The 2,180-nt window shown below is 43.2% G+C and carries 2 protein-coding genes; both read right to left on the bottom strand.

Translation table 11 applies throughout. From position 1 onward, the window contains the following. Positions 1-150 precede the first annotated feature (150 nt). A complete protein-coding gene (locus tag CER18_RS09575; protein ID WP_100129736.1) occupies positions 151-969 on the bottom strand; it encodes a DNA adenine methylase in 819 nt (272 codons plus the stop codon). 143 nt (positions 970-1,112) lie between these two features. Further along, the gene (locus CER18_RS09570; RefSeq protein ID WP_100129735.1) at positions 1,113-2,102 is read right to left on the bottom strand and encodes a phage late control D family protein; all 990 of its coding nucleotides are present in this window, start codon (positions 2,100-2,102) and stop codon (positions 1,113-1,115) included. Positions 2,103-2,180 lie beyond the last annotated feature (78 nt).

The raw sequence follows: 2,180 nt of genomic DNA, 5'->3' as shown, positions 1-2,180 counted from the left end.
CTGTAGCTTGTCATCGGGTTTTGCACAATTTGACAGCAGGTTTTGCATCAATTTATTTTTTTCGAAGGGTTTTTAAGGGGTTCTCAAAGGGACTTCAAAGACCTTTCAAAGATTGTTTAAAGCCCCTTTCGTGAATCGTTTTCTCTTTTCCTAATCACAATTGGTAATGATGAGCTCCTTACCAGCAATTGTGTTATTTAAAGAGTTACACGAATAAACTGTTTTCACCTCTTTTATATGGAATTGACTGAAGGTTTTTCGGATCTCTGGCACATCATTGAGAGAGAGAAGAAACTTCCCTTTTAATTGCGAAAGAAGTGCAGACATCGTCTGATAATCTTCTCGCTTAAACAAATCCTTTCCATAATAATCCTCAACACCAAAATAAGGTGGATCAAGATAAAACAAGGTATTTGGCCGGTCATAACGCACAATAAAATCAGACCAGTCTAAATGTTCAATGATAACTCTCGCTAAACGGCGGTAAATAAGTTTTAATATACTTTCAAGTTTGAAGGAATTAAACCGTGCACACCGGTCTGTCTCAACTCTAAACGTACGCTCTGCTACTTTCCCACTAAAACTTAAACGCTGCAAATATAAAAACCGCAAAGCCCGTTCCAAATCCGTGAGGCTATCTGGATTTTGTGTCTGTAAGCGTTCAAACGTCTCACGACTGCTTATTTGAAACGCTAACAGTTCTATAAAAGGGTGATAATGGCGTTGTAACACCCGAAAAAAATTCACCACATCTCCTGAAAAATCATTGATAATTTCAGTAGATGGAATCAGTTTCCGTCTAAAGAATATTCCACCCATACCAACGAAAGGCTCGGCATAAATGCTATGTGGAATGTCTTCAATGATTTTGACAATGGTTTTGGCTAATCTTCTTTTGCCCCCAATATAAGCAGCGGCTGGTGAAATAGGTTCAACAGATTTTAATTTTTCCTTATGAAGTATATCCATAATTTCTTAACACTCTTTCATCTATATTCGCCATCTTCTCATTGCTTTAGGTGATAAGAAGTGGCTGCGATGTTATGTTAAGTCGCATCGAGCGGGTCTGTTCGCAAAACTTAACCCCGTTGGCTGGGTAACCAGCCCAGCCTCTATTCTGTATTGCTTTCCTTTCCCTTTTCTGGTGCCTCAAAGGTGATTTCTGTTGTATATCCACTTTGCTTTTCATAGCGATGGGTCACGGTAACGGCTTTCCATTCCCCATTGATTTGTCTACGAAACCCTTGCAGGAGAAGCGGTTGATCCGCCATGATTTCGGGGCGTCCTGCAAGAGTTAAGGAGCCACTGCCTACAGCACGACAAAGCCTATCCGACTCGGAGGCAGCCGCCGCTTGTGCTTCTTCTTGACATGGATAACAACTGCGCAGACGACGCACAGGACCGCTAAAACCTGTTTGATGCTTGACTTGGCACTGTTGCCCTGTTGAGCGATCAAAATAAGAAGCTTCAATGATGCCGTATTGGGTGCGCGGCTCTAGGGTGAATTCCCAGCTTGARCAGTCATGCTTATGGAGGGTAAGGGCTGGTAAATTATCCCCGCTTAAAAATAAAAACTTATGGTCTTTGATTAAAAAACGCGCCCGCATGCGGTCCGCAAGGCGGGTTAAAAAATCAACCGCCGATTGATCGGTGCGCACCACATAAGGCAAGGTTTGTTTGGTAAATTGGGGACTGACCTTTGCTTGATAGCCATGACGTTTGGCAAGTGTCTCAACAATCTCAGCAATGGTTTGGTGGTCAAAATGTTCACTCGCCTGTTCTTTAAGTTCTTTGCGCATCGAAGCACTTTTGCCACAAAGGCGTAAAATCTCTCCATCACTGCCCCCAATACTCACCACCGACTCAACAACAAAACGCCCCATAAAGGCACGGATGCTGTTTTGATAACCAAAGGTAACCTGGAGTGCACTGTTGCTTGAGGGAACCTCTAAATCATTGCCACGATCATCAAACTCTGCTTCAAATGTATCGGCTTCATTGCCCGCATGATCGGTAATGGTTGCCGTTAAAAGACGCTGGTAAAAAACCTCATGGACAAGTTTCTCCCCCACCCTCACCTCAATAAAGGGATGTGTGCGCATTAATCCCATAGCCTTTTCACCACGCTGTTCTTTTCACGGGATACAAATTCAGGCAGAATGACCTTTAAGCCCCGCGGC

Origin of the sequence: Bartonella tribocorum, from assembly GCF_002777915.1 — a bacterium.
Classification (GTDB): Bacteria; Pseudomonadota; Alphaproteobacteria; order Rhizobiales; family Rhizobiaceae; genus Bartonella; species Bartonella tribocorum_A.
This window is presented reverse-complemented; position numbering and strand designations above follow the sequence as displayed.

Excerpts from the sequence above, each read along its gene's own strand:
- CER18_RS09575 (WP_100129736.1), bottom strand. The coding sequence starts at position 969 with ATGGATATACTTCATAAGGAAAAATTAAAATCTGTTGAACCTATTTCA.